Annotated in this window: 11 protein-coding genes, 2 tRNA genes, 3 rRNA genes and 1 other RNA gene; 5 read left to right on the forward strand and 12 right to left on the reverse strand. The window is 37.7% G+C overall.

The window, feature by feature from the left end; genetic code table 11:
- Positions 1 to 980: 980 nt before the first annotated feature.
- The 7 genes from rrf to nadC all read right to left on the reverse strand — a co-directional run bounded on the left by rrf (position 981) and on the right by nadC (position 8,769).
- A 5S ribosomal RNA gene (gene rrf, locus ACXGQW_RS02425) occupies positions 981 to 1,090 on the reverse strand.
- A gap of 143 nt (positions 1,091 to 1,233) precedes the next feature.
- Positions 1,234 to 4,040, reverse strand: a 23S ribosomal RNA gene (locus ACXGQW_RS02430).
- A gap of 234 nt (positions 4,041 to 4,274) precedes the next feature.
- Positions 4,275 to 4,348: transfer RNA gene (locus ACXGQW_RS02435), tRNA-Ala, on the reverse strand.
- A gap of 174 nt (positions 4,349 to 4,522) precedes the next feature.
- Positions 4,523 to 4,596 (reverse strand) — tRNA-Ile (locus ACXGQW_RS02440).
- A gap of 85 nt (positions 4,597 to 4,681) precedes the next feature.
- Positions 4,682 to 6,204: ribosomal RNA gene (locus tag ACXGQW_RS02445) — 16S ribosomal RNA — on the reverse strand.
- Together the 16S, 23S and 5S rRNA genes with 2 tRNA genes alongside form the textbook arrangement of a ribosomal RNA operon.
- A gap of 742 nt (positions 6,205 to 6,946) precedes the next feature.
- The gene (locus ACXGQW_RS02450; RefSeq protein WP_457823520.1) at positions 6,947 to 7,903 is read right to left on the reverse strand and encodes a YihY/virulence factor BrkB family protein; all 957 of its coding nucleotides are present in this window, start codon (positions 7,901 to 7,903) and stop codon (positions 6,947 to 6,949) included.
- Positions 7,904 to 7,908: 5 nt separating this feature from the next.
- The gene (gene nadC, locus ACXGQW_RS02455; protein WP_457823521.1) at positions 7,909 to 8,769 is read right to left on the reverse strand and encodes a carboxylating nicotinate-nucleotide diphosphorylase; all 861 of its coding nucleotides are present in this window, start codon (positions 8,767 to 8,769) and stop codon (positions 7,909 to 7,911) included.
- Positions 8,770 to 8,941: 172 nt separating this feature from the next.
- On the opposite strand from nadC, the gene ACXGQW_RS02460 reads away from it, so the two are divergent.
- From ACXGQW_RS02460 to ACXGQW_RS02480, 5 genes are read left to right on the forward strand one after another with little or no spacing between them, the layout of a single operon-like run.
- A complete protein-coding gene (locus ACXGQW_RS02460) occupies positions 8,942 to 9,316 on the forward strand; it encodes a SnoaL-like domain-containing protein (protein WP_457823522.1) in 375 nt (124 codons plus the stop codon).
- A gap of 54 nt (positions 9,317 to 9,370) precedes the next feature.
- The gene (gene rlmH, locus ACXGQW_RS02465; protein ID WP_457823523.1) at positions 9,371 to 9,844 is read left to right on the forward strand and encodes a 23S rRNA (pseudouridine(1915)-N(3))-methyltransferase RlmH; all 474 of its coding nucleotides are present in this window, start codon (positions 9,371 to 9,373) and stop codon (positions 9,842 to 9,844) included.
- A gap of 22 nt (positions 9,845 to 9,866) precedes the next feature.
- Complete coding sequence (locus tag ACXGQW_RS02470) at positions 9,867 to 10,439, forward strand: non-canonical purine NTP diphosphatase (protein ID WP_457823524.1); 573 nt, start codon at positions 9,867 to 9,869, stop codon at positions 10,437 to 10,439.
- 1 nt (position 10,440) lies between these two features.
- Complete coding sequence (locus tag ACXGQW_RS02475; RefSeq protein WP_457823525.1) at positions 10,441 to 11,460, forward strand: iron chelate uptake ABC transporter family permease subunit; 1,020 nt, start codon at positions 10,441 to 10,443, stop codon at positions 11,458 to 11,460.
- Positions 11,460 to 12,230, forward strand: a complete 771-nt coding sequence (locus tag ACXGQW_RS02480) for an ABC transporter ATP-binding protein (RefSeq protein ID WP_457823526.1) — start codon at positions 11,460 to 11,462, stop codon at positions 12,228 to 12,230. The genes ACXGQW_RS02475 and ACXGQW_RS02480 overlap by 1 nt, the downstream gene beginning before the upstream one ends.
- A 70-nt stretch (positions 12,231 to 12,300) precedes the next feature.
- Here the strand turns inward: ACXGQW_RS02480 and ACXGQW_RS02485 are convergent, their stop codons facing one another.
- The 5 genes from ACXGQW_RS02485 to ACXGQW_RS02505 all read right to left on the reverse strand — a co-directional run bounded on the left by ACXGQW_RS02485 (position 12,301) and on the right by ACXGQW_RS02505 (position 20,220).
- Positions 12,301 to 14,571, reverse strand: a complete 2,271-nt coding sequence (locus ACXGQW_RS02485; RefSeq protein WP_457823527.1) for an aconitate hydratase — start codon at positions 14,569 to 14,571, stop codon at positions 12,301 to 12,303.
- 346 nt (positions 14,572 to 14,917) lie between these two features.
- A complete protein-coding gene (locus tag ACXGQW_RS02490; protein WP_457823528.1) occupies positions 14,918 to 17,695 on the reverse strand; it encodes a bifunctional aconitate hydratase 2/2-methylisocitrate dehydratase in 2,778 nt (925 codons plus the stop codon).
- Between the two features lie 227 nt (positions 17,696 to 17,922).
- Positions 17,923 to 18,254, reverse strand: an RNA gene (gene rnpB / locus ACXGQW_RS02495) — RNase P RNA component class A.
- A 182-nt stretch (positions 18,255 to 18,436) separates the two neighbouring features.
- Positions 18,437 to 19,567: a molecular chaperone DnaJ gene (gene dnaJ, locus ACXGQW_RS02500; protein WP_457823529.1), complete on the reverse strand. Its 1,131-nt coding sequence runs from the start codon at positions 19,565 to 19,567 to the stop codon at positions 18,437 to 18,439.
- 86 nt (positions 19,568 to 19,653) lie between these two features.
- The gene (locus ACXGQW_RS02505) at positions 19,654 to 20,220 is read right to left on the reverse strand and encodes a nucleotide exchange factor GrpE (protein WP_457823530.1); all 567 of its coding nucleotides are present in this window, start codon (positions 20,218 to 20,220) and stop codon (positions 19,654 to 19,656) included.
- Positions 20,221 to 20,334 lie beyond the last annotated feature (114 nt).

Genomic DNA, 20,334 nt, shown 5'->3' on the forward strand with positions numbered 1-20,334 from the left:
AAGTTAAACCCCGTAGAATTTTTGTTTACACAAAATATTGGATACTGTCTTGTTCAAAGTGCTTTTTTTGTTTAGACACAATGTCCTAATACATTTATATAGATAATATGGATTTTGATTTATTTCTCACAAGGGCGTTCCCCTCTGGGTCGGGCTATCCGCTATATCTTTTACTGGTTTTCGATACAAATTTATTCCGTTTCACTTCATAAATTCACTCAAACTGACCGTAAAAGGATGCCGCTACTATCCCTAACGCAAACAATAAAATCCAATTTTCAACAGTGTAATCTTTTCTAGAATCGTTCTCGACTCCGCTCAAAAACCTAGAGAACTCGTCAATCAAAGTTGAGAAGATGTTCATTTGCAATACTACTTTCATACTGACCTCATACAAATTACATACAATACCATCAATAAACTGTCTTCAATCAAAGCCGAGAAGTATGTCGTTATACAAACTAATATGTATTTTACAACAAGTAATTATAATTATACTCCTTTATGTTTTGAATCATCTAAATATGATAATCAATAAAATTCGAGTGGACTAAAAGCAGCATCAACAGTTATTGATATTGGTATCAATATAAGCACTAATAAAATTTCATACAGCCAACGGTCTTTGAACGAAGTTGAGATAAAAAGTCACAAAGATTACTCAATCGAACTTCAATATCTATAAATTCTAATATTCAAGTTATCCAGCTAAGCCAAAATAACAAAACGCATTAGAGGAAAACTATAACACAAATAGTTCTCGGATTTAGCTCTAACACCTATAATGGTCTTCGAGCGGAGTCGAGAAGCGACTACCAGCTTAACTCTTATAATTCTTAACTCATATAACTCCTTCACTTCTGACTACTTAATTTCCACTTCTCTATTCCCCCGACATCCACTTACTCATAAAAACAAAAAAACCTCATTCAATTGAATTGAATGAGGTTTGTAAATTCTAATGTGATTTTAGAATCAAAAAAAGGCGATGACATACTCTCCCAGCAAGTGCTAGTACCATCTGCGCGAATAGGCTTAACTTCTCTGTTCGGAATGGGAAGAGGTGAGCCCTATTGCAATAATCACCTTAAGGTCTTGGTTGGTGGTTGTTCATTGTTTGTTAGTAGTATCATACTAACAACGAAAAACCCACAACTAATTATGTGTTAACATATTGATATTATAAATCATGTTTCCAATCCATTGAGTAGCTAAAATCATTAAAGTCCGCAAGTACACAAGCCTATGGGTTATTAGTAATACTCGGCTATGACATTACTGCCTTTACACCTATATCCTATCAAGGTCGTAGTCTACAACCACCCTTTAAAGAAATCTCATCTTGTGGTGGGTTTCGCGCTTATATGCTTTCAGCGCTTATCCCTTCCCAACGTAGCTACTCAGCAATGCTCCTGGCGGAACAACTGATACACCAGAGGTTAGTTCAACTCGGTCCTCTCGTACTAGAGTCAAATCCACGCAAATTTCTAACGCCCGCTACAGATAGAGACCGAACTGTCTCACGACGTTCTGAACCCAGCTCGCGTGCCACTTTAATGGGCGAACAGCCCAACCCTTGGGACCTTCTCCAGCCCCAGGATGTGACGAGCCGACATCGAGGTGCCAAACCCCCCCGTCGATGTGAGCTCTTGGGGGAGATCAGCCTGTTATCCCCGGAGTACCTTTTATCCTTTGAGCGATGGCCCTTCCATGCGGAACCACCGGATCACTATGCTCTTGTTTCCAACCTGATCGACTTGTAGGTCTCCCAGTCAAGCACCCTTATGCCATTGCACTCTACGTACGGTTACCAAGCGTACTGAGGGTACCTTTAGAAGCCTCCGTTACTCTTTTGGAGGCGACCACCCCAGTCAAACTACCCACCAAGCACTGTCCCCATCACTGGGTTAGACTCTAGATAAGCAAAGGGTCGTATTTCAACAACGACTCACACACGCCTAGCGACGCATGATCAATGTCTCCGACCTATCCTACACATTACTTATCCAAAGCCAATACTAAGCTATAGTAAAGGTTCACGGGGTCTTTTCGTCCCGTAGCGGGTAATCGGCATCTTCACCGATACTACAATTTCACCGAGCTCATGGCTGAGACAGTGTCCAGATCGTTGCACCATTCGTGCAGGTCGGAACTTACCCGACAAGGAATTTCGCTACCTTAGGACCGTTATAGTTACGGCCGCCGTTTACTGGGGCTTCATTTCAGATCTTCGATTTGTATCTAAACCCTCCACTTAACCTTCCAGCACCGGGCAGGTGTCAGGCCCTATACATCAACTTTCGTTTTAGCAGAGCCCTGTGTTTTTGATAAACAGTCGCCTGGACCTTTTCACTGCGGCCCTTAAATTTAATTAAGGGCGACCCTTCTCCCGAAGTTACGGGTCGATTTTGCCTAGTTCCTTAGCCATGAATCACTCGAGCTCCTTAGAATACTCATCCCAACTACCTGTGTCGGTTTACGGTACAGGACGCAGCCCTCGCTTTTCTTGGAACCGCTTACTTCTTTTCGCTTCGCCCGAAGGCTAGGCTCAACGTACTATTCCGTCAGTACGTAAAGATCTAGGCAATCCGTCACTTTTAACGGGTGCGTGTACAGGAATATTAACCTGTTGTCCATCGACTTCCCCATTCGGGTACGCCTTAGGTCCTGACTAACCCTCAGCTGATTAGCATCGCTGAGGAAACCTTAGTCTTTCGGAGGGCGGGTTTCTCACCCGCCTTATCGTTACTTATGCCTACATTTTCTTTTCTAGCCGTTCCAGCATTCCTTACGGAACACCTTCTGCACAACTAGAATGCTCCCCTACCACTTATAACTTACGTTACAAATCCATAGCTTCGGTAATATGTTTATGCCCGATTATTATCCATGCTCGACCGCTCGACTAGTGAGCTGTTACGCACTCTTTAAATGAATGGCTGCTTCCAAGCCAACATCCTAGCTGTCTAGGCAGTCAAACCTCGTTTATTCAACTTAACATATATTTGGGGACCTTAGCTGATGGTCTGGGTTCTTTCCCTCTCGGACATGGACCTTAGCACCCATGCCCTCACTGCTGTAAAGCATTATATAGCATTCGGAGTTTGTCAGGAATTGGTAGGCGATGAAGCCCCCGCATCCAATCAGTAGCTCTACCTCTATATAACTATAATACAACGCTGCACCTAAATGCATTTCGGGGAGTACGAGCTATTTCCTGGTTTGATTGGCCTTTCACCCCTACCCACAGGTCATCCCAAGACTTTTCAACGTCAACGGGTTCGGTCCTCCACTGTGTGTTACCACAGCTTCAACCTGCCCATGGGTAGATCACCAGGTTTCGCGTCTACTCAACCTAACTAAAACGCCCTATTAAGACTCGCTTTCGCTACGGCTCCATTCCTTAAGAATTTAACCTTGCTAGATAAAGTAACTCGTAGGCTCATTATGCAAAAGGCACGCCGTCACCATGTAAAATGGCTCCGACCGCTTGTAGGTGTACGGTTTCAGGATCTGTTTCACTCCCTTACTTAGGGTTCTTTTCACCTTTCCCTCACGGTACTAGTTCACTATCGGTCTCTCAGGAGTATTTAGCCTTACCGGATGGTCCCGGCAGATTCAGACAGGGTTCCTCGTGCCCCGCCCTACTCAGGAATCTGATATGATCGCTTCTCTTACCTATACGGGACTATCACCCTCTGTGGTTAACCTTTCCAGGTTATTCTAATTCGATTGCTTCTCAATAACTCAGTCCTACAACCCCCAGCCTGCCGTAACAGAATGGGTTTGGGCTCTTTCGCGTTCGCTCGCCACTACTAACGAAATCATTATTATTTTCTCTTCCTCCGGTTACTTAGATGTTTCAGTTCACCGGGTTTGCTCCTCTCGGTACTATGCCTTCAACATAGTGGGTTGCCCCATTCGGAAATCTACGGATATAATTCTTATGTGCAAATCCCCGTAGCTTATCGCAGCTTATCACGTCCTTCTTCGCCTCTGAGAGCCTAGGCATCCGCCATACACCCTTAATTAGCTTATTGTACTCTTTTGCGTCTTTAATCTTTATTACAGTCTTCGACTGTAATATTTTATTTTTATCTTTAGTTAATACTTTGTACTTCGTACTCAATATTAACTATTAATGTCTACTCAAGTAAATATGGTTTCCCATATTTATAATATCAATATGTCAATGAACTTTTAAAATTGATTATTGTCTATTTTCTATTGATTATTAAATAGTCAATGTAAAATAATCAATCGTCAATCTATTGTGGAGAATATCGGAGTCGAACCGATGACCTCTTGCGTGCAAGGCAAGCGCTCTAGCCAGCTGAGCTAATCCCCCTTATTTGCAATGAACAATCCCCAATATACAATTTTCAATAATTGTTAATTGCTTATTGTCAATTGCTAATTGAATTGCGTTGCTTCTAGAATTTCCTTTTTAAAATACAATCTAAATCTTACTTTCCTAAGTAATCTTTTAGTAACTAATGCCTGCCTAAACAAACTTTGTTTGTAGTCTCGGGCAGACTCGAACTGCCGACCTCTACATTATCAGTGTAGCGCTCTAACCAGCTGAGCTACGAGACTCAATATGTGATTGTATTCTATATCTTTTTAAATTAACAGCTTAGAGGTAAATAATCTCTTTGTAACATACATCTCGTTTCTCTAGAAAGGAGGTGTTCCAGCCGCACCTTCCGGTACGGCTACCTTGTTACGACTTAGCCCTAGTTACCAGTTTTACCCTAGGCGGCTCCTTAACGGTGACCGACTTCAGGCACTCCCAGCTTCCATGGCTTGACGGGCGGTGTGTACAAGGCCCGGGAACGTATTCACCGCATCATGGCTGATATGCGATTACTAGCGATTCCAGCTTCATGGAGTCGAGTTGCAGACTCCAATCCGAACTGTGATAATGTTTGAAGATTCGCATCCTGTCACCAGGTAGCTGCCCTCTGTCATTACCATTGTAGCACGTGTGTAGCCCAGGACGTAAGGGCCGTGATGATTTGACGTCATCCCCACCTTCCTCGCGGTTTGCACCGGCAGTCTCTCTAGAGTCCTCAGCTTAACCTGTTAGCAACTAAAAATAGGGGTTGCGCTCGTTATAGGACTTAACCTGACACCTCACGGCACGAGCTGACGACAACCATGCAGCACCTTGTAAGAAGTCCGAAGAAATGTCTATCTCTAAACAATGCATCCTACATTTAAGCCCTGGTAAGGTTCCTCGCGTATCATCGAATTAAACCACATGCTCCACCGCTTGTGCGGGCCCCCGTCAATTCCTTTGAGTTTCAATCTTGCGACCGTACTCCCCAGGTGGGACACTTATCACTTTCGCTTAGTCACTGAACTTGTGCCCAACAACTAGTGTCCATCGTTTACGGCGTGGACTACCGGGGTATCTAATCCCGTTCGCTCCCCACGCTTTCGTTCATCAGCGTCAGTATATACGTAGTAGACTGCCTTCGCAATCGGTATTCTATGTAATATCTATGCATTTCACCGCTACACTACATATTCTATCTACTTCCATATAACTCAAGACTAACAGTATCAAAGGCAGTTCAACAGTTAAGCTGCTGGATTTCACCTCTGACTGATTAGCCCGCCTACGAACCCTTTAAACCCAATGATTCCGGATAACGCTTGGACCCTCCGTATTACCGCGGCTGCTGGCACGGAGTTAGCCGGTCCTTATTCGTAGAGTACCGTCAAATGATTACTCGTAACCACGTTTCTTCCTCTATAAAAGAAGTTTACAACCCATAGGGCAGTCATCCTTCACGCGGCATGGCTGGTTCAGAGTTGCCTCCATTGACCAATATTCCTCACTGCTGCCTCCCGTAGGAGTCTGGTCCGTGTCTCAGTACCAGTGTGGGGGATCTCCCTCTCAGGACCCCTACTTATCGTTGCCATGGTAAGCCGTTACCTTACCATCTAGCTAATAAGACGCATAGCCATCATAAACCAATAAATCTTTAAATATAATCTGATGCCAAATCATATCGCCATGGAGTATTAGTCTTCGTTTCCAAAGGGTATCCTCCTGTTTATGGTAGGTTCTATACGCGTTACGCACCCGTGCGCCGGTCGTCAGCAAATAGCAAGCTATCCCTGTTACCCCTCGACTTGCATGTGTTAAGCCTGCCGCTAGCGTTCATCCTGAGCCAGGATCAAACTCTTCATCGTTATTTTTTTACAGCTCTCACTGCTTATTTAGACGATGCTCAAAAAAATCTCATGATCTAGTCATGTAATTTACGCTCTAATTTACGCTGTCAATTTCAAATTTCTCAATGAACTTTGTCACATAGTGACTTTATAACTTAGCTGCTTCGCTAAGCGGATGCAAATATACTAACTTTATTTAATCCCAAACAAATAATTGTTGATTTATTTCTAAATCTTTTTTTTACTCGTTTGTAAAGGAGAATCTCCTTTATTAAATGTTATATCATGTATCTGATCTTATCCCTTTATAACTAAAATAGTTCTCGCTACTAAGGGGCTGCAAACATACGCATATTTTAATGTTTTTATATACTTTTTTCGTGAAGTTTTTGTGTCTTTTTTTAGTGGGTTACTAGTCAGGGGGTTAATATGGATAGTTGGTGGTTGATGGTTGGTGGTTGGTGGTTGGTGGTTGGTGGTTGGTGGTTGGTGGTTGGTGAGGTTAGAGATTTTGGAGCTCTTAACCTCTATTAGAATGTTATGATTTGATGATATTTTTTCTGTCTTATACCTTTAGTAAACTTTACTTTTTGCGTTAGGGATAGTAGCGGCATCCTTTTACGGTCGGTTTGAGTGAATTTGTGGAGTGGAACGGAATAAATTTGTATCGAAAACTAGTAAAAGATATAGCGAATAGCCCAACCCACAAGGGGAACGCCCTGAATAATTGTAAAATGTCTGTCACGAAAAAAAATCTAAACTAGCTGCTTTTTGTTCTTTGCTGATTTTTTAGTCTGGTAATACTTGCATTCAGTTCGAATCCCAACAGTAGTATAATGGCATTTAACCAAATAAATAGCATTAATACCAAAAGAGTACCTATGGAACCATATAGTTCGTTGTACTTTGAGAATTTGACTACATAAATTCCAAAGCCATAGAAAGTTAACAGCGAGAGGATTGTAGTTAACACTGAGCCTGCTGAAAAAAATCGCGTTTGCCTACCTTCTCTAGTTCCGAAATAATACAGCATTGAAACGGTACAGAATATTAGGAACATAAACAAAAGGTAACGTAGATTTCCCATCCATAAAATATTGCTTGGTAACCAACCGTTTTTTGTTAAAAAATCTAAACCGAACTCGAAAAATATTGTTGCCGCTACTGTTAAAATTAGCATAACGGACATGGTGATTGAGGTTCCGAGTGAAATTAAGTATTGCCTTACTACGTTCCTTATTTTTTGAACGTGTACCGAGTATTCAAAAGCTGCAAACACAGCGTTTACACCATTAGTCATCAAAAAAATGGAGACTAAAAAACCAAAAGATAAAAGTCCTCCGTATTTGTTATTGGCAATATCTCTTAGAACAGATTCTACGGCGTTAAAGGTATCTGGAGGTAGCAGGTCAGAAACGAGCATCATAAAACTGTTCTGAAAACCATCAATGGGAATGTATGGTATTAAGGTAAGCATGAATAGCATAAACGGAAACAATGCCATGAAAAAACTGTAAGAAATTCCTCCTGCTCTTGAAGTTAGGGCTCCTTTAATAATTCCTAAGAAATACATTTCTAGTAAATCGTAAAAACTCATTCCTTCTAAACCGGGAACAGGTATTTTTTTACCCGTTCTTACAAACCAATTTACTACAGGTACAGCTTTTAATTCTTTTTCTACAGAATCTTTTTTATGTATCTCTTTAGTTTTTAACACGTTGTTTATTCTACTGCTTTTAAACTTAAATCTAAATTATAAACTGAGTGTGTTAGGGCTCCAGACGAAATATATTGCACACCGCAATTTGCGTATTCTCTAATCGTATCTTCGTTAATTCCACCAGAAGATTCTGTGCCTGCTTTTTCTCCTATTAAGGAAACGGCTGTTTTGGTATCTTGATAATTGAAGTTGTCTATTAAAATTCTATGAATTCCATCATGTTGAATAATTTCTTCTATTTCTTTTAAATTTCTAGCCTCTACAATTATTTTCAAGTCCTTATTATTGGCTTTTAAATAATTTTTGGTTTGCTTAATTGCTTGAGATACTCCTCCTGCAAAATCAATGTGATTGTCTTTTAACATAATCATATCGTATAAAGCAAATCTATGGTTCTCCCCTCCTCCAATTTTAACAGCCCATTTCTCTAAAGCTCTAATCCCAGGAGTTGTTTTTCTAGTGTCTAAAATTTTGGTTCCTGTGCCTTTTAGCAAATCTACATAATAAGCAGTCTTGGTGGCAATAGCACTCATTCGTTGCATCGCATTTAAAACTAACCTTTCTGCTTTTAGTATAGAAAGGGAACTTCCTGTTACATACAACACAACGTCTCCATAAGTTACTTTTTCACCATCGTTTATTAGAACCTCAACTCTTAGACTAGTATCTACATAGTTGAAAACTTTGAGTGCAAAATCTACTCCAGCAATAATTCCATTATCTTTTACTAAAAGCTTAGCCTTACCTTGCGCTGTGTTGGGAATACACGCCAAAGAGGAATGATCTCCATCTCCTATATCTTCTCTTATAGCATTGGCTATAATCAACTGAATTTCGTTATCGAATTGCTCTTGGCTTATCATGTATTAATTCTATTTTGAAGCAAAGATAAAATACTACAAATACATTTTATCATAAAATAAAAAATTATCCAATTATATAAAATGCGTAAAAACAGAAAAAAAGCCTATATGTATCAGCATCACAAAATAATACCTCCGTTAAATTTGCATTAAAAAGTAAACTTAAAAAATCATGACAACGGAAAAAATTGCGAATAGATTGGTTGAGTTGTGTAGGCAAGGTCAAAATGCTCTTGCTCAAGTGGAGTTATATGATGATGATATTGAAAGTATAGAGTCTCAAGCCACTAGGTACAGAAAAACTAGAGGTATCAAAAAAGTGCAACGCAAAACAGCTATGTTTTACGAAATGGCCCAAGAAATTCACAAATACGAGTTGTCTGATCCTTTGATTATTGATGATCACTTTTGCTTTAAACTTTCTGTAGATGTAACCGTTAGAGGGTTGGGTAGAGTACAACTAGACGAACTGTGTGTATACCATGTTAAGGATGAAAAAATCATAAAAGAAGAATTTTTCTATACACCAAACGCAACTGCTGAATAATACTTTTAACTAAAAGGTTCTTAGTACATTTGTATTTTTAAGAAAGTACATTGTATGAAAATTATTCTTTTGGCCATTGGTAAAACCGATGACAAAAATTTAAATCAACTTATTGAGAATTACCAGAATAGGCTTAAACACTACATTAAGTTTGAACTTGATGTTATACCCGATATTAAGAACGTAAAAAATCTTTCTGAAAGCCAACAAAAGGAAAAAGAAGGAGAATTGATCTTAAAGAGAATACAGGCTACAGACAACCTTATTCTACTTGACGAGAAAGGTAAAGATTATAGGTCTATTGAATTCGCAAACTTTCTGCAAAAAAAGATGAACACAGGCATCAAACAACTTGTGTTTGTAATTGGAGGTCCCTACGGTTTTTCCGATACCGTGTACAAAAAAGCCAAAGGAAAAATTTCTTTATCCAAAATGACTTTCTCCCACCAAATGATTCGCTTATTTATGGTAGAACAGATTTACAGAGGTTTTACTATCTTAAAAAACGAACCTTATCATCACGAATAATCATTAAAAAAATATGTTTCATATGGAAATAGTTTTTGCAACGCACAACAAAAACAAATTAAAAGAGGTAGCCGCTATGCTACCCAATATAAAATTGTTCTCTTTAAGTGATATTGGATGTAACGAAGACATTCCTGAAACAGCAGACACCTTGGAAGGAAACGCAAAAATAAAAGCCAATTATGTTACAGATAAATATGGCTATTCTTGCTTTGCTGATGATACTGGCTTGCTTGTAGGTGCTTTAAATGGAGCCCCTGGAGTTTATTCTGCCAGATACGCTGGTGAAGACGGCAATGCCGAGAAGAACATGGACTTACTTTTAAAAAACCTTAATCATAAAGATCAAAGAGATGCCTACTTTAAAACTATTATCTGTTTAAACTTAAACAACAAACAGTATTTATTTGATGGGGTTTGTGAAGGTAGTATTTTGACCTCTAAACAAGGTAGAGAAGGTTTTGGATATGATCCTATTTTTAAACCAAAAGGATACGACATTTCCTTTGCAGAAATGAGTTTAGATGAAAAAAGTAAGATTAGCCATAGGGGTCTGGCTGTGAAGAAACTCATTGAGTTTTTGCAAAACTTGTAATATGCTAACACAGCCAAAAACATATTATTCCTCTTTTTCACTATTATTTGTAATTCTTGTTGTCTTATGTTTTCTAAATATTAGCACAGGAAGTGTTCCTATTAATTTTAATCAAGTATGGAAAAGTGTGTTTTTTATTGAAGAAAGTAATGTGAGTTATATTGTAAATCAATATAGAATTCCTAAGACCTTAACAAGTATTATCACTGGAGCTGGGTTGGGAATTAGCGGTTTGTTAATGCAAACCTATTTTAGAAACCCTTTGGCTGGTCCCTTTGTTTTGGGAATAAGTTCTGGTGCAAGTTTGGGAGTTGCTTTGTTGATTATGGGGAGTAGTTTTATTGGTTTTTCTCCTTTACTAATGAATTTCTCTATACCCATAAGTGCAAGTTTAGGATCGTTTGTAGTTTTGAGCGTAATTATGATTGCTGCTAGAAATATAAAAAACACGATGTCTATACTCATTATAGGATTGATGTTCGGTAGCTTTGCCTCTGCTATTATAAGCATACTCAGCTATTTTAGTTCGGCCTCGGAATTACAGCAATACATTTTTTGGAGCTTTGGTAGTTTGGGTAATTTGCAATGGGGAGAACTGTCTATATTGTACGGAATATGGATACTGAGCTTTATAGGTTTAATCATCATTATAAAACCTTTGGATGCTTTACTTTTGGGAGAAAACTATGCAAAAAGCTTGGGAGTTTCTCTAAAAAAAACCGAAATTTTTGTGTTTTTAATTACTAGTCTATTAACAGGGAGTATTACGGCCTTTGTCGGCCCCATTGCTTTTATAGGTCTCGCTATACCTCATATTACTAAATTAATTTTTAAAACTTCTAAACACAAAACTCTTTTACCCGCAGTATGTTTTGTAGGGGCCATCGTTATGCTTTTCTGCGACACCTTATCTCACATAAATATTGCTAACAAAACATTACCGATTAATGCCATAACCTCTTTGTTTGGAGCACCTGTAGTGGTGTGGTTATTAATCTCCAAATCAAAAAAGTATAGCTGATGAAAAATGTTGTTTTGTCTGCAAAAAAATTATCCATTGGTTATGCTAGCGGCAACCAAACAATTTGTACTAATATTAATTTTGAACTGCATAAAGGTGAGATGATTTGCCTGCTAGGAAGAAATGGAGTTGGGAAATCTACCTTGTTAAAAACTTTAGCTAGTATGATTCCTTTTTTAGATGGCAAGTACTATATCAATAACCACGATGCTTCTAACATCTCCCAAAAAATAATAGCCAAAAATCTAGCTATTGTTCTAACAGAAAAACTACCCGAAAACTCTTTAACTGTGTATGAAACCATTGCTCTAGGAAGGCAGCCCTATACAAACTGGCTTGGCGTGGTCACAGAACAAGACCAACATATAATACGGAAAGCAATGCAACTTACCAATACAAGTGAACTGCATAATCAACTAGTATCAACGCTTAGTGATGGGCAATTGCAAAGAGTAATGATTGCGAGAGCTTTGGCACAAGAAACCCCTATTATTTTATTAGACGAACCCACTTCCCATTTAGATATTCATCATAAAATTAACGTCTTTAAAATCTTGAAAAAAATTACTAAGGAAACTAATAAAACTGTATTGATATCCACTCATGAAATTAATTTGGCACTAAAACACTCAAGTAGACTGATGCTTATTCATCAAAATAATTTTAACGTTGGGAAATGCAGTGACAATAGTATTCAACAGCAACTCATTTCTAGTTTTAATTCTGATGATATACAATACGACATCAAAACCAATCAATTTATTTTTTGATGGGTTGATAAATGATACCACAAAAAAAAGTTCTTACTCTGAAGTAAGAACTTTTTTTATTTCTAAAATGTTAAGCTGCGTTTTCTTTTTTGATGAGATTTAAAGCAGAGCCTTCTTTGTACCAAGCTATTTGACTCGCATTATACGTGTGATTTAGCTTAATTAAGTCTGATGATCCATCTGCATGCTCAATTTCTAGAGTAATGGGTTTATTGGGAGCAAAACCATCTAAATCTGTAAAATTGAAAACATCATCTTCTTGAATTAAATCATAATCAGATTCGTTATCAAATGTCAGACCTAGCATTCCTTGTTTTTTCAAATTAGTTTCGTGGATACGAGCAAAAGATTTTACAATAACCGCTGCTACTCCTAAATGACGTGGTTCCATGGCTGCATGCTCTCTTGAAGACCCTTCTCCATAATTATGATCACCTATAACGACTGAAGGAATTCCAGCTGCTTTGTAGGCTCTTGCAGTTGCAGGCACAGATCCGTATTCTCCTGTTAGTTGATTTTTTACCATATCTGTCTTTTTATTGAAAGCATTCACAGCTCCTATCAAACAATTATTAGATATATTGTCTAAATGACCACGGAAACGCAACCAAGGTCCTGCCATTGAAATATGGTCGGTTGTACATTTTCCAAACGCTTTAATTAATAATTTAGCTCCTTTGATATTCGTTCCTAAAGGCTCAAAAGGAGTTAACAACTGTAACCTTTCCGATGTTGGAGACACCACGACCTCTATTCCAGAACCATCTTTTGTGGGAGGAGTAAATCCAGCATCTTCTACATCAAATCCCTTGGTAGGCAACTCATCACCTACGGGCTCATCAAACATAACAGACTCTCCACTTTTACTAGTTAAAGTATCTTTAGTAGGATCAAAATCTAATCGCCCAGAAATAGCAATAGCTGCTACCAATTCTGGAGAAGTCACGAATGCATGAGTATTGGGGTTACCGTCCGCACGCTTGGCAAAATTCCTATTAAACGAATGTACTATTGAATTTTTGGGTGCATTTTTAGGATCTGAATAACGAGCCCATTGACCAATACAGGGTCCACAAGCATTGGTGAAAATTCTAGCTCCTAAGTTTTCAAAAGTTTGTAGCAAACCATCTCTCTCTGCTGTATAACGAACCTGTTCTGAACCAGGATTGATTCCAAACTCTGCCTTTACTTCTATTCCCTTATCTACGGCTTGCTTTGCAATAGAGGCTGCTCTAGATAAATCTTCGTAAGAAGAATTGGTACAAGAACCTATCAATCCCCATTCCACCGTTAATGGCCAACCATTGGCTTCTGCTTTGGCTTTTACATCCGCTCCAGCTTCTGAAGCCAAATCAGGAGAAAAAGGTCCATTGATGTGCGGTTTTAACTTACTTAAATTAATTTCTATTACTTGATCAAAATATTGTTCAGGGTTGGCATACACCTCATCATCCCCTGTAAGATATGTAGCTACTTTGTTTGCAGCATCTGCTACTTCAGCCCTATCGGTTGCTCTTAAGTAACGTTCCATAGAAGCATCGTATCCAAAAGTAGAAGTAGTTGCTCCTATCTCTGCCCCCATATTACAAATAGTTCCTTTCCCTGTACAGGACAAAGATTTGGCTCCTTCTCCAAAATATTCTACAATTGCACCTGTCCCTCCTTTAACGGTTAAGATACCCGCTACTTTTAATATAACGTCTTTAGGAGAGGACCAACCCGATAATTTTCCAGTTAATTTTACTCCTATTAATTTGGGAAATTTTAATTCCCATGGCATACCAGCCATTACGTCTACAGCATCTGCCCCACCAACACCTATGGCAACCATTCCTAATCCACCAGCATTTACCGTATGAGAATCCGTACCAATCATCATTCCTCCAGGGAAAGCATAATTTTCCAAAACCACTTGATGAATGATTCCTGCACCAGGTTTCCAAAAACCAATTCCGTACTTATTCGATACTGACGATAAAAAATCAAACACCTCAGCACTTGTTTTATTTGCGAACTGTAAATCTTTAGCCGCACCTTCTTTAGCTTGAATTAAATGATCGCAGTGAACTGTGGTAGGAACTGCTACTTTGGATTTTCCTGCTTGCATAAATTGTAATAAAGCCATTTGTGCAGTTGCATCTTGACAAGCTATTCTATCTGGAGCGAAATCAACATAATCTACTCCTCTTTTAAATGACGTTGAGGCATTTACATCCCAAAGGTGGTTGTACAAAATCTTTTCAGACAAGGTTAATGGTTTGCCTACTATTTTTTTTGCTGCATCTACACGCTCGCTCATGCGAGCATATACGTTTTTTATCATTTCAATATCAAAAGCCATAAAATTTGTTTTATCAGATTTATATTTTGTTACGGATTTTAAGTTACAAAAAATACATTTGGATATGAACGTTTGATAATTGATTAAAAGCAATAAATAAACTAATCGCAAGGTTAATCTGAAAACAACAGATGGGTTTAAGTGAAATTACGTGAGAGTTTGAGTTGAAAAACTACGCTAACTATCTTAAAATAGAACTTCTATATAGTTTTCTATCTAAAATCACTCAAAAAACAGTTTCAAAACTTTGTTATGTTGAGTCAAAATCACGCTAATTTCATTTTTGACATAAAAAAAGCTCGAGTTAAAACTCGAGCTTTTTGCTATTACAATGTATTTCTCTAGATTATAAAACTAATAACTTAGACGAAGGCTTAAACTTAGTTAAGTTAATTCCCTCTACAGCCGCTTGATACTCTTCTAAATTAGGAGTTCTTCCTAAAACAGTAGACAAGACTACCACTGGAGTTGAAGATAATAGAGATTCACCCTTTTTCTCTCCAGAATCTTTTACAACTCTTCCTTGGAATAAACGAGTAGAAGTAGCCATTACGGTATCTCCTGGTTCAGCTTTCTCTTGATTACCCATACATAAGTTACATCCTGGACGTTCCAAATACAACATGTTTTCATACTTGGTACGAGCTGCTGCTTTAGGAGCGTTGTCATCAAACTCAAACCCTGAGTATTTAGTCAACACTTCCCAGTCACCTTCTGCTTTTAACTCATCTACAATATTGTAAGTAGGAGGAGCTACTACTAAAGGAGCTTTAAATTCAACTTTCCCTTGTTGAGCTTCAATGTTTTTTAACATTTGAGCTAATATTTTCATATCCCCTTTGTGCACCATACAAGAACCTACAAATCCTAAATCTACCGTTTTAGTTCCACCATAGAAAGATAATGGTCTAATCGTATCGTGTGTGTAACGTTTAGAAACGTCATCGTTATTTACATCAGGATCAGCAATCATTGGTTCAATAATCTGATCTAAATCTACTACTACTTCTGCATGATACTTTGCATTAGAATCTGGTCTTAAAGCTGGTTTTTCTCCAGATTTTATTTCAGCAATTCTCTTATCTGCTTTGTCTACTAAACCTTTTAATACTTGCTTAGCGTTATCCATTCCTTTATCAATCATGATTTGGATACGTCCTTTCGCAATCTCTAAAGATTCAATTAAAGTATCATCCTCAGAAATACAGATAGAAGCTTTAGCTTTCATTTCAGCTGTCCAGTCTGTAAATGTAAATGCTTGATCGGCAGTTAAAGTACCAATATGTACTTCTATAATTCTACCTTGGAATACATTTTCACCTCCAAATTGCTTTAACATTTGTTGTTGAGTTGCATGAACTACATCACGGAAATCCATGTAACTTTTCATTTCTCCTTTAAAAGTTACTTTAACAGATTGAGGAATTGGCATTGTAGCCTCTCCTGTTGCCAAAGCTAATGCTACTGTTCCAGAGTCAGCTCCAAAAGCAACACCTTTTGACATACGAGTATGAGAATCTCCACCAATAATAATGTCCCAATCACCAACGGTAATATCATTCAATACTTTGTGAATCACATCTGTCATAGCAGGATATTGACCTTTAGGGTCACGCGCTGTAATCAATCCAAAGTCATTCATGAATTTCATCAATCTAGGAATGTTCGCTTTAGACTTACTATCCCAAACAGAAGCCGTATGACATCCCGATTGGTAAGCTCCGTCAACGATTGGAGAAATTACGGTTGCTGCCATGGATTCTAGCTCCTGAGAAGTCATTAAACCAGTAGTATCCTGAGACCCTACAATATTCACTTCTACACGAACATCAGAACCTGCATGTAACGTTTTTCCTGGAGTAGTACCTACAGCATTTTTGTTGAATATTTTTTCAACAGCTGTTAGACCTTGACCTTCTATAGAAATTTCTTTAGAAGCGGCGTAAACTGGTACGATATCAATTCCTAAAACCTTGGATGCTAAGGTCTGTAATTTTTTACCAAACACAACTGCATAAGATCCTCCTGCTTTGATAAACTCAACTTTTTGTGGAGTTAAAGCAGTTGAAATGTCTTTAACAACCTTTCCATCTTTGTATAATTTTTTGTCTTTTGTGTTAATGGTTAACACAGTTCCTGTTTTTACAGAATATACTTCTTCTAAAACAGGCTCTCCATCAGCATCAAAAACTACATTTCCATCAGCATCTTTTTTCTTAACCCAATTTTGTAAATCAATACCAATCCCTCCTGTTACACCAACAGTTGTTAAGAAAATTGGAGAGATTCCATTGGTTCCTGCAATTACAGGAGCAATGTTGATAAATGGAACGTATGGGCTGGCAGCGATACCTGTCCATAATGCAACGTTATTTACACCAGACATTCTAGAAGAACCAACTCCCATTGTACCTCTTTCTGCAACTAACATTACGCGTTTATCTGAGTGCTCTTCTTTTAATGCAGTTAATTCTTTCTGCATGTCTTTATTATGCTCAAAAATACATTGTCCGTGTAGTTCACGGTCAGATCTTGAGTGAGCATCTGCTCCTGGAGATAATAAATCTGTAGAAATATCTCCCACTCCAGCAATATAAGTAACAATTTCAATTTCTTCTTCTACTTCCGGTAATTCAGTAAAAAACTCAGCCTTGGCATAACTTTCTAAAAGCTCTTTGGCAATGGTATTTCCAGCTTTATAAGCAGCTTCTAAACGTTCAGTATCCGCCTCGTATAAAAATACTTGTGTTTTTAATACTTTAGCGGCATCTTTAGCAATATCTACATCTTCTCCTAAAGCTAAATCTAATAACACTTCTACAGAGGGTCCACCTTTCATATGAGACAATAACTCAAAGGCAAATGCTGGTGTAATTTCTTCTACAGCAGATTCTCCAAGAATAATTTCTTTTAAGAATTTAGCTTTTACTCCTGCTGCTTCGGTAGTACCAGGTACTATGTTATAAATAAAAAAGTTAAGAGAATCTTTACGGTGTGCGTTGGTTGTATCTTTAATTTGCTCGATAATTTCGCTTAGCAACTCACCACCATCGATAGGTTTTGGGCTCAAGCCTAAACCTTTTCTTTCTTCGATTTCTTTAATGTAATCGTTATAAGTACTCATAAATAGAATTTTCTGAATTATTTATTTTGGTCTGCCAATATACAAAATAAGACTACCATATCGAAAGTAGAAATCAATAGCTTTAACGAAACACTTGATTTTTAACAAATTCTTAAAATAACTCATATTTTACCACACAAAAACAAGTATTTGTACGTAGAAAATTATATTTATATTGATGATAAATTACGGTATTCTGCTTTTTGTTAAAAATTAAACAGCGTAATATAAAAAGTAGGTCTATAAGCCGAGTTCTGTTTTCTAAATTAAATTTAGAATTCTTATCATTTATCTAAAACTGCTGTTGCCAACAATCTTTATCTGCCTACCCCTTGAAATTGAGCGAACGACTCTTACCTAACTAAGTCAGGACTCCAATATACATGACATTGCATCGCATAGAGTTTACCTGGTTTCACTACAGCCGAACTGTACTTGCTTTCTGTTGCACTTGTCCTCTTTCAATAATTTGAAATGACGGATGTTATCCGCTATGCTGTTCTACGATGCTCGGACTTTCCTCTCCGTATAAATACGCAGCGATAAGACGACCTACTTTTCAATGATCTTTGGTTTTTAAAAATAAAAACCCACCTAGTAAACTAGGTGGGAAAAATTGCTATGAAAAAGAAAAAGTGTGTTATAAATAACACAACAGTTCAAAGGTACGTACTTTATACAATGTAGCAAAGAAAAAAGGTTAAAAAACACTTGTTTTTTAACCTTTTTAACATTTGTGTGTTAAGAGAACATATCCTTAACTTTATCAAAAAATGATTTGTCTGATTTGGATGGGCTAGGATCAAAATTTTCGTGATCTAAATTAGACTCAAAAAACTTTGCTTGTTCTTTGTTTAACTCTTGAGGAGTCCAAACATTTACATGCACCATTAGATCTCCATTACCGTATCTTTCTATACTAGGTAAACCTTTTCCTTTCAACCTCAAAATTTTGCCAGACTGAGTTCCCGCTTCTATTTTAATTTTAACTTTTCCGGATACCGTTTCTATTTCTTTCCCAACTCCTAAAACAGCTTCTGCAAAGCTTATATATAAGTCGTAATGTAAATTAGTTCCTTCTCTTTTTAAAGTGTTATGTGGAATTTCTTCAATCAACACTAATAAATCTCCCGATACAGAATTGTTACCAGGAGCTTCGTTACCTTTTCCGGCAACTTTTAATTGTACTCCATCTGTTACTCCTGCTGGAATATTAATCGTAACGGTTTCTTCTTCAACGATTAGACCTTGAGCATCTGCTCCGTTAGGTTTACTTTTGATAGACTCTCCTGCTCCACCACAAGTATTACAAGTAGCAGCTGTTTGCATTCTACCCAAAATAGTATTAGTTACTTGCATAACTTGACCTGCTCCGTTACAGGTAGAGCAAGTACTGTAAGTAACTCCTTTGGCTTGTTTTTTTCTACGGACTTTAATTTTTTTATCTACTCCATTAGCAATTTCCTCTAAGGTTAGTTTGACACGAATACGCATATTGGTACCTTTAACCATGCCTCTACGTCCACCGCGTTGACCTCCGCCAAAACCGCCTCCGAAGCCTCCGCCCCCAAAGATGTCTCCAAACTGACTGAAAATGTCGTCCATGTTCATACCACCAAAGCCTCCACCTCCGCCTCCGTGACCACCTTCAAAAGCTTGATGACCGTATTGGTCGTATCTGGCTTTTTTATTCTCGTCACTTAAAACTTCGTATGCTTCCGCAGCCAATTTAAATTTCTCCTCTGCTTCCTTATCTCCAGGGTTTTTATCTGGATGATATTTAACAGCCATTTTACGGTATCCTTTCTTTATCTCTGCAGCAGTAGCTCCTTTAGAAACTCCTAATACTTCGTAAAAATCTTGTTTTGCCATATTTTTTCAATTAAGATTTTGCTATTAATAATTAGTAGTTTACACTAATTATTCTTTGCGAATTGAATATTGTTCGTTAATACTACCTATGATTGTCCTATGACTACTTTAGGATAACGTATAATTGTTTCACCTAATTTGTATCCTTTCTCAACCACATCAATTACCTTTCCTTTTAAATCTTCCGTTGGAGCAGGAATTTGAGTAATTGCTTCTTGAGTGTCAGCATCAAAAGCATCTCCTTGATTAACCTCTACTGCTGTTAAACCTTTTTGTTCTAAAGTTTTAACCAACTTATCTTGAATTAAAGAAATTCCTTTAATTAATTCCTCGTTCTCAGATTTGTTGATTTCTACCATTCCTCTGTCAAAATCGTCTATTACAGGTAATAATGACACGATGATATCTTTTCCCGCAGTTTTAAACAATTCGATACGCTCTTTTGAAGTACGTCTTTTGTAGTTCTCAAATTCCGCAAACAAGCGTAGGTACTTGTCTTTTTCTGCTTGAATCAACTCATCGGAAGACGGCTGTTCTTCCTCTGTTTCTTTTGTTTTTTCTTCGTCCGAAGCTTCATTAGTGCTTTCTACTTGTTCTGTAGAAGCTTGCTCCTCAACAATTTTTTCTTCTTGTATATCTTCTTTTTTACTCATGGTAATAGGATTATCAATAATAGTTGTAGCTCTTATGGCAAAACATCTGCCAATTGTAAAAAAAATGTCACATTGACATTTTTTTTGAGCTGCAAAAATAAACTATTTTTAATA

It is taken from the genome of Wenyingzhuangia sp. IMCC45533, assembly GCF_054111225.1.